This window comes from Legionella londiniensis, assembly GCF_001467825.1.
Lineage (GTDB): Bacteria > Pseudomonadota > Gammaproteobacteria > Legionellales > Legionellaceae > Legionella_A > Legionella_A londiniensis.
Genome location: NZ_LNYK01000015.1, coordinates 1 through 8328 on the forward strand (window position 1 = coordinate 1; position 8328 = coordinate 8328).

The window sequence follows — 8328 nt, forward strand, 5'->3', positions numbered from 1 at the left end:
ACTCGGCAATTGGAGGTATACCACCCAAAAGAAAATTGGCTCTAGCAGCCTAGGTTTCTACTTTTAGCGTCAGTTAAAAATGGGGGGATTACCATTTTAGCTATTAACAACATTGATCACACGAAAACTAAAGCGCAATCACCGCAAACAAATGGCATTTGTGAGCGTTTCCACAAAACGATTTTACAGGAGTTTTATCAAATTACATTCCGTAAGAAAATTTACGACAACATTGATGAACTGCAAAAAGATCTGGACGAATGGCTTCATTATTATAATAATGAGCGCACCCATCAAGGCAAAATGTGCTGTGGACGAACTCCAATGCAAACGCTGATTGATGGCAAACAAATCTGGAAGGAACAATTGATAGACTGAATTTGACCTGACAGACACTTCTGAAAAAACCGGCAACTGTCAGATCAAGTTTGAACTACTACACATCTACCAGCACCAGAATTTTTCACACAGGCTGCGGCATATCAAATCGTATTTGATCCGACGCTAAGATACGTGGGCGCGGGGCTTGTTGGTTTGCTGGTAGGCGAATTGACTAATATTTATTTGCTCTCTAAATGGAAGATATTTTTAAAGGGTAAATTTTTTATATTAAGAAGCCTGTTATCCACAGCTTTGGGGCAAGCCCTACTTACGATAGTTGTAGATTTACTCAATTATTTCGGAAAGTTAACAGAGCATCATTTAGGGTGGATGATGGTATGCGGCTATTTATGGAAGATGGGTTGCGCAATCATTATGGTCTTTCCGGCTTGGCTGGTTGTGAAATATTTAAAGAAAGCAGAGCAGGTGGATCATTATGATATTCATACGAATTTTAATCCTTTTATATTCAGCCTACATGAAGAAAAACCAATAGATTACAAAATTAATACTGAATCCGTGCTTCAATAAGTGTTCCTAGGATGCGATCGGCAGGTTTATCGATTTTTATCAATTTAAGGCTTCCATCTTCCATATTTTGTCGAAGATAGCAGGTATTATTTTCGATAAATAATCTATTAAATGAGATTGCATCTTCCTTAGATAAATACACAATTACAAAATCCCTATCCTTAGGTGGCTTGCCAGAATCAAAAATTAAAAGGGTATTTTTTTGAAAGAAAGGCTCCATTGACTCGTCAGGCATAGCTAATGCGAAAGAATTTTTTTCAATTTTCTTATCAATTAATATTTCTTTCCTGTCTTGCTTAGCGGCTGCTTCTGAAGGCCATGCTTTTAAAGATTCCCACTCTATAACAGGTATTGTACTAATCTGAAGATTCTCTTTAATCGTATCTGGGATTACGGCTGGAAGCGGTTCTTGGCCGATTAATTCATTAATGGTGACAGAAAAAAAACGAGATAATTCCTCTAATGCCTTTTTCCGTGGGTTCTTCGTTGAACCAGTCAGGATATGGTGAATTGTTGGTTGGGGTATACCAGTTAACCGAGCCAGCTCACTAACAGAAATATTGCCATGTATTCGCATGAGTTGTTGCAGGTTGTTGCTTAGCGTCATCACAGTCATTAATAACCCAATAACAATTGAATATAATTATTCAAAAATAATATTTGCAATGTAAATTTACCCTATATGAATTATTTTATTCATTTATATTTGAAGTTTAAACTTCATTAGAATAATTATCATCAATATATCATGTTGTTGATTATTTCAGCAAATAAAATTGAAAAATATTTCATTTTATTTTTAATAAGTTAGCTAATGGATAAAGGTCAAGGGAGTATTATTTATGGAGAAATGTTCCAAATTGCAAATCTATCAAGGGATCATTCAATACCTGCTGGACTCAACAGGCTACGACTTAACAAACATTGCCACTTTATCAAACTCAACCATCAAAAATATTCGCACTATTTATCAGGGGAATGAAATACCACCAAACTTCTCCTCATCTGAAAAACATCTCGTGCAGTTATATCAAATGATTCTTGAATTAAATACCAAGAAAGGAACCAACTTGAAGCATTTAACCAAGGAAACCAAGTATGAAAACACTCAACATACAACAAGCTGCTGAATTTCTTGGCGCTCATAGAGAAACGGTTCGCCGAATGGCAGCAAATAAACAAATCCCTGGAGTCAAGATTGATCGTAGCTGGATATTTCTTGAGCAAGATCTTGTGATGCACATTAGAAACAAGTACTCTAGCTGCGACGCTTCGCAGGGTGACCATAGGAGAATAAAATAGCACTCTACAAAAGAGAAGGAATATGGTGGGTTGATATCCGCCACCAAGGAAAAAGAGCACGCAAAAGTACTGGGACTGAAATAAAGGAAGATGCACAACGGTTGCATGATCAACTGAAACATGAACTATGGCAAGCGGATAAAATGAAGTCTTTACCGAACAAAACGTGGATGGACGCCGTATTGCGGTGGGTTGATGAATCAACTCACAAACGCAGCCTTGTAACGGACAAATATCATTTAACATGGCTAGATCCATTTTTACGTTCAAAAAAGTTATGTGATATCGATAGAGATTTAATTGAGTTTATTGCCAAGAAAAAAGAAGCAGAGAATGTTTCACTAACGACTGTTAACCGGATTTTGGAACTTATCCGAGCCATTTTAAACCGTGCTCATAAGGAGTGGGGTTGGTTGGATAAACCGCCAATCATTCGGATGCGAAAAATTGAGAACAAACAGATTCGGTGGTTAACGAAACAAGAGGCAACTCGACTTTTGAAAGAATTACCACCGCATTTAAAAGACATGGCTTCTTTCACATTAGCCACTGGTCTTCGTGAGTCCAATGTAACACAGTTAAAATGGAGCGAAGTACATTTAGATAAAAAACATGCACTCATTCATGCTGATGAATCTAAATCTAAACGCCCCATTCCAGTTCCATTGAACAAACAAGCGATCTCAATTTTAAAAGCCCAGATCGGGAAAAATCCAACGTATGTTTTTACATACAATGGCAATCCCGTAACCCGATGTAATAACCATGCATGGCTTAAAGCATTGAAACGTGCAGGGATCAATGATTTTCGCTGGCATGATTTACGCCATACTTGGGCAAGCTGGCATGTGCAAAATGGCACACCTTTACATGAGTTACAACAACTCGGCGGGTGGTCTAATTATGAAATGGTGTTACGTTATGCGCACCTTTCAAGTGCACATCTTAGGGCTGCGGATGAACGTGTTTAGACACGTTTTGGTCACAGTAACTTGGTTTTTTGGCCACAAACTAGAGCTAAGTGCTTGATTTAAATGGCGCGCTCGGAGGGACTCGAACCCCCGACACCTTGGTTCGAAGCCAAGTACTCTATCCAGCTGAGCTACGAGCGCTTTCTATATTCCAGGTTCTAGGATTAGAAACTAGGTGTTGGATCTTAATTACAAAACAAACCAAATTTCCATTGACCAGTCTTAGACATCAGTGCCTGTAATGGTGGGCCGTATAGGATTCGAACCTATGACACAGAGGTTAAAAGCCTCCTGCTCTACCAACTGAGCTAACGGCCCTAAACTGCCAGGATTAATGAAATCCATTTTGCGAAAATCTATTCTATCATACTGGCATGCAAGTCTCTAGATAAGATTTTTCTTCACTCATTATTAAATGATGGTGGGCCGTATAGGATTCGAACCTATGACACAGAGGTTAAAAGCCTCCTGCTCTACCAACTGAGCTAACGGCCCCAAAGAGGCTGAAATCATACCGGATCAAGACGAAATTTCAAGAGTTTTATGCGGATTATTTTTAATTAATGGTTTTTTTTCGTATAAATCAGCATCAGTAGCCAAAACAGTATGCGGCAGATGTTTCAATTTCTGTGCCAAATCCAAACATTGTTCTTTTTTCACCAGCAGCAAAATCACATCTGCTCCCATTGCCCCGCATCCCTTAGCAGCAAGAATATCTTTATCGCGCGTTAAAGTTTCAATAGCGGCCTGGGTATGTCGTGCAACCAGGTTAAGACCCAGCAAATGCCGATAATAGGCAGAGACCGTCCCAATCAGAGTATCACTGTCGGTAGATTCAAGAGCATGAACGGCCTTTTCCACTATATCGTTTAGAACATGAATATCACCCGGTAAAATTGCCGAAAACAGATATTCATGGGTAGCCAATTTTTGCCCAGTATGAATTAAAATAAAGGATATATCCTGAAAAGGCCAGCGGCAAGTTCGCAGCAACCGTTGCTGGCGATTAATGAATACCAAGGAAGCTTGTGATTGGGCAAGCAGATCATACCCGCTTGGGCGCAATCCCCTGCCTTGCCAGGCAGACTGGTAATACAGCTTAAGCATTTCATCAGTATCGGGAGCTTTATTCTGCAAGCAGCTGCTTGCCAAATAAGCCGCAAGAAATTGGGCACTGGAAGCACCCATGCCTCCTTTGCCGTGATAAGGGTCAAAAGCGGCCAAGCCCTTCCCAAAAGACAACTTTGACCAATAGATACCTGCTGGGGATTGAGGATGAATGCCCTCTAAACGCATCTCATCAATCAGGCTAATCTCAAAGCAGGGATTTGTGGTCAAAAGTATTGCTGAAGCTTCAGCTATTGCTGCATACTCCCCTAAAAAAAATGTCTTGGCAGGAATTGACCATTTCATAATTGAATTCATGCCTGTCTGATTTCGGCCAAAAGTTCAAATGCATTATTTAAGCTGACGCGTTTATTCTTATGCAACCATTGTTGCAAGCGCTCTTTGAGGATTGGTGTTTCTTCATCTGTTGCGCCTGCAACAAGCAGCAAGTTATCAAGATGTAATTTCATATGCCCCTGGATAATGCCCTCAGTGCATAATGCCCTGATTGCGCCGAGATTCTGCACAAGACCGACTGCTGCTATCACTCGTGAAAGTTGATTGGCAGATGTTATTTTCATCATGCGCAGGCACAAACTGGCTGTAGGATGAATGGAAGTAACCCCGCCAACTGTGCCGACAATAATAGGAGCGGTTAACTCCCCCGTTAAGACTTTTCCATCAAAACGCCACCGGGTAATCGCCTGATAGCGGCCAAAGCGGGCAGCATATGCATGCACTCCTGCCTCAACAGCCCGCCAATCATTCCCGGTCGCGATTAAAACCGGATCGATGCCATTCATCACGCCTTTATTATGGGTTGCTGCGCGATAGGGATCCATTTCAGCAAATAATGAAGCTTCCTGCAGCCGCTCACCCAAACCGGGATCTACATCATGGATAGTCACTTGTGCTGTTGTCAGTTTTTGATCATTCAAATTGGAAAGGATGCACATGCTGACTTCTTCGCCAGTCAAGTTTTCAATAGGTGTTTTTAAATATTCCAACACCTGGTTAATAATGTTTGCACCCATGGCATTACAGCTGTTCATCGTTAAATGAATCACAGCCATTTCTTTGCCATCCGCACGGGGAAGCCGTCGCAATTGTAAATCAACGACCCCTCCTCCTCGCCGCACCATGTTGGCTGCCACGTCTTCGTTTGCACGTTCTATCAGGAATTGTTTGTTCTCGGAAAAAATGGATTGCAATCTTTCAAAATTACGAACTTTGGCAATCTGAATTTGCCCCAGGATACAGTCGCCGCTAACCCTTGTGGTAATTTCGCCGCATTGTCTAATCCACTTGGCATTTTTTGAAAGAGCCGCTACTATGGATGTTTCTTCTACAGCCATCGGAATCACATAATCCTGCCCATCAATGCGGAAATTGGTAGCAACACCCAGCGGGAGCTGAAAATAACCGATGACATTTTCAATCAACTTATCTGCAAGATTCGTGTCTTTTACGCCCCCTTCGTATAAAAACGCGATATCCTCGGCAGTTAAAGCGCCTAAATCCAGCAAGCGCTGAAAACGTTCTTCCCGGTTCAATTTGGAAAAACCCTGAAACAATTGGCTGGCATTTTCATTCAGCAACATGCCTTCTCCTTTAAATCTTTGAGGTATTGGCTGCCTGTGCAAAACATAGCGATCTTCAGTTCATATTCAATTAAATTCATTAAATTGATCACCTCCTCGGCAGAATGCAGCGCAGCATTCAGCATAGGTATGGCAAATCCAACCGTACTTGCGCCCAGCGCAAATAATTTGGCCGCATCCAGGCCATGACGGACGCCGCCGGAACCCCATATTTCAAACCTGGGCGCAATAGCTTTGGCATCTATTACGCACTGCACGGTATTAATCCCCCAGTTGCGAAACGTAATGGATGCTTTGTGGCGCAGGGCGTCATCAATTGCACGGTGCCCTTCGATTCGTCCCCAGTGCGTGCCGCCCAAACCGCTGACATCAACCGCAGCAACCCCAATATCATTGAGACGAGTCAGGGTAGCACGCGAGAAGCCGCACCCTGTCTCTTTGACAATGACAGGGAGAGGCAAATGTCTGACCAATTTTTCCAAAGCATCCCAGCATCCTTTAAAATAAGGGGTACCTTCCGGTTGAATGCATTCTTGCAGAGGATTGCAATGAATAATGAGTCCATCCGCTTTTAAAGCGTCTGTTAATTTTTTTATCCGGGTAACAGGCGTTGTAATTAATTGCGCAATACCCAGATTACTGTATATCTCAACATCTGGAAACTCTTCGCGCAAAGGCTGCCATTCAAACGCTGCAGAATTGTCTGTTAACTCCCGGCGTTGGGAACCGACTCCCATCGCCCAGCCATTTTCTGCACAGGCAATAAGCAGATTTCGGTTAATCTCGGCGGCATTGCGGTGGCCTGCCGTCATTGAACTCACCAAAAAAGGTTTAGCGGCATCCCGCCCTAATCGCCGGCAAGATAAGTCGATAGCGGCAAAATCCAAATCGGGCAAAGCTTCATGGATTAAAGATATGTTGTCCAGGGTATTTAGTTCATCGGCACGGTTGGCAGGCAGCAAGGCAAGCTCAATATGATCCTGCTTGCGTTTTTCAAATTGACTGTAATCCTCAGACATTATCATACCAAAACAAATAAAATGGCTTGAATTTTACCACAATTTTGACTGTTTATGCGATGTTTATCCGCGTTCTCCAATTGCTTTACACTCAAGGCTTTTTTCAGGGGGATAAGCCCCCTTTATGAGCGCGTAAGCCTCACCGAGAACTTGATTCAGGCGGGTAAAAATATACATTACACTGAAAAATCCAAGGGCGTTACTTTCAAGGCTTGCGAAACGCCCAGGATCCCTAGCAATGGCTTGATTCAATAATTCTGATACATCGGCGGCAGAAACAAACTTTGATGTGTGCTGATTAAAGCATGAAACAAGTGCCTCGATATTTTCTATGGTGGTTTTAGCGGCTTGAAGCACAGCCTCCCGCTCGTCCGGGCTCAGATAGGCCATTAGCCACTCATATGATTCAGTTAAATTTAAAACGGTTAAAGTACAATATTCAATTTGATTTAACAAAGTATGAAAGCGATGCGGGTTTAGACGATGAAACAGTAATTCATAACGAATGGAGCAGGCATCCTTTTTAATTTGCTGGAATTCATCGGCAAGCGCTTTGCCGGTAACCGCGGTGCGGGCCTGATTCCTGGTAAAAAAAACATTGGCAATAACGGCCTTCATTTTTTGCAAATAACCACACAACAGATCTCTGACATCCGTGCGATTGGAAAAGAAAAAGCAACCTACCCCCAAAGCGATAACCGCACCAATAGCGGTATCAAAGATCCGCATCTGCAACATCTGCCAATTCCAGTTACCCAATATGGCAAAAAGAAATACCACAAAGCCTGTTAAAAAAAATACGGATAAAAGATGCGCTATTTTCAGCGTGTACACCGTAAAAAATACGAATAACAATAGAATTGTCACGAGCAGGCCTGGCATATCATGGGGCACATAAAAATAAAGTACTGTGCCAATCATTCCGCCTAAAGCAGTCATGCCAACCCGCTCAAAGGAGCGCTTCACGCTTTCTCCCCAGGTTTGTGCGGTCAGAGCCATGGCGGTCAATGTTATCCAGTAGCCTCTATCCAACTGAGCATAAAGGCGAACCATCTCGGCGATGGAAATGGCAATAGAAGCCTGCATTGCCATTTTGGTTGTCGTTTTAAGCATCAATCTCACCCTGCATCAACTCTCTTAAATGTTTTTTTGCCATATCAAATCCAAGTTTCAAATTTAATAAGGCAATGATCAAAGCCGGTTCTTTTGGCAAGGGCGCTTTTGGATAAGACAGAGGCATCATTAAGCGCAATTCTTGCTGCGTTATCATTTTCCAGTCTTTCTGCATTTTGATTGCCCCAAGCACTTCTGCAAATTTCTTATTGACGCGTATTAGGCTCAATCACCATTTAAATTGAATACAATAAAAAAATCCGTAAACTGTTATTTTTCACAATTTCAAGGGAATAGTAGTCA

At 42.0% G+C, this 8328-nt stretch carries 9 protein-coding genes, 3 tRNA genes and 2 pseudogenes; 5 read left to right on the plus strand and 9 right to left on the minus strand.

Annotation, left to right across the window (positions count from 1 at the left end; all coding sequences use genetic code 11):
- Window positions 1-96: 96 nt before the first annotated feature.
- Window positions 97-378 (plus strand): annotated as a pseudogene (locus Llon_RS11265) (integrase core domain-containing protein); the annotation flags it as partial.
- Window positions 379-450: 72 nt separating this feature from the next.
- Window positions 451-912, plus strand: a pseudogene (locus Llon_RS05725) (queuosine precursor transporter); the annotation flags it as partial.
- Here the strand turns inward: Llon_RS05725 and Llon_RS05730 are convergent.
- Window positions 887-1528, minus strand: coding sequence for a LexA family protein (locus Llon_RS05730; RefSeq protein WP_058529122.1), 642 nt, complete (start codon window positions 1526-1528; stop codon window positions 887-889). The pseudogene Llon_RS05725 and the gene Llon_RS05730 overlap by 26 nt on opposite strands.
- Window positions 1529-1754: 226 nt before the next feature.
- On the opposite strand from Llon_RS05730, the gene Llon_RS05735 reads away from it, so the two are divergent.
- The 3 genes from Llon_RS05735 to Llon_RS05745 are packed head-to-tail and all read left to right on the plus strand — an operon-like array spanning window position 1755 to window position 3185.
- Window positions 1755-2042, plus strand: coding sequence for a hypothetical protein (locus tag Llon_RS05735; protein ID WP_058529123.1), 288 nt, complete (start codon window positions 1755-1757; stop codon window positions 2040-2042).
- A gap of 34 nt (window positions 2043-2076) precedes the next feature.
- A complete protein-coding gene (locus Llon_RS05740; protein WP_237758273.1) occupies window positions 2077-2214 on the plus strand; it encodes a hypothetical protein in 138 nt (45 codons plus the stop codon).
- Window positions 2211-3185, plus strand: coding sequence for a tyrosine-type recombinase/integrase (locus tag Llon_RS05745; RefSeq protein WP_058529125.1), 975 nt, complete (start codon window positions 2211-2213; stop codon window positions 3183-3185). The genes Llon_RS05740 and Llon_RS05745 overlap by 4 nt, the downstream gene beginning before the upstream one ends.
- A 64-nt stretch (window positions 3186-3249) precedes the next feature.
- Here Llon_RS05745 and Llon_RS05750 read toward each other — a convergent pair.
- The 8 genes from Llon_RS05750 to Llon_RS05785 all read right to left on the minus strand — a co-directional run bounded on the left by Llon_RS05750 (window position 3250) and on the right by Llon_RS05785 (window position 8254).
- A tRNA-Arg gene (locus Llon_RS05750) sits at window positions 3250-3326 on the minus strand.
- Between the two features lie 101 nt (window positions 3327-3427).
- A tRNA-Lys gene (locus Llon_RS05755) sits at window positions 3428-3503 on the minus strand.
- 101 nt (window positions 3504-3604) lie between these two features.
- A tRNA-Lys gene (locus Llon_RS05760) sits at window positions 3605-3680 on the minus strand.
- Window positions 3681-3704: 24 nt separating this feature from the next.
- Complete coding sequence (locus tag Llon_RS05765) at window positions 3705-4610, minus strand: hypothetical protein (protein WP_237758271.1); 906 nt, start codon at window positions 4608-4610, stop codon at window positions 3705-3707.
- Window positions 4607-5893, minus strand: a complete 1287-nt coding sequence (locus tag Llon_RS05770) for a hydroxymethylglutaryl-CoA reductase, degradative (RefSeq protein WP_058529126.1) — start codon at window positions 5891-5893, stop codon at window positions 4607-4609. The genes Llon_RS05765 and Llon_RS05770 overlap by 4 nt, the downstream gene beginning before the upstream one ends.
- Window positions 5884-6912: a type 2 isopentenyl-diphosphate Delta-isomerase gene (gene fni, locus Llon_RS05775; RefSeq protein WP_058529127.1), complete on the minus strand. Its 1029-nt coding sequence runs from the start codon at window positions 6910-6912 to the stop codon at window positions 5884-5886. Before fni ends, Llon_RS05770 begins: the two co-directional genes overlap by 10 nt.
- A gap of 63 nt (window positions 6913-6975) precedes the next feature.
- On the minus strand, window positions 6976-8025 hold the full coding sequence (locus Llon_RS05780) for an FUSC family protein (protein WP_058529128.1): 1050 nt from the start codon (window positions 8023-8025) through the stop codon (window positions 6976-6978).
- On the minus strand, window positions 8018-8254 hold the full coding sequence (locus tag Llon_RS05785) for a hypothetical protein (protein ID WP_058529129.1): 237 nt from the start codon (window positions 8252-8254) through the stop codon (window positions 8018-8020). Before Llon_RS05785 ends, Llon_RS05780 begins: the two co-directional genes overlap by 8 nt.
- Window positions 8255-8328 lie beyond the last annotated feature (74 nt).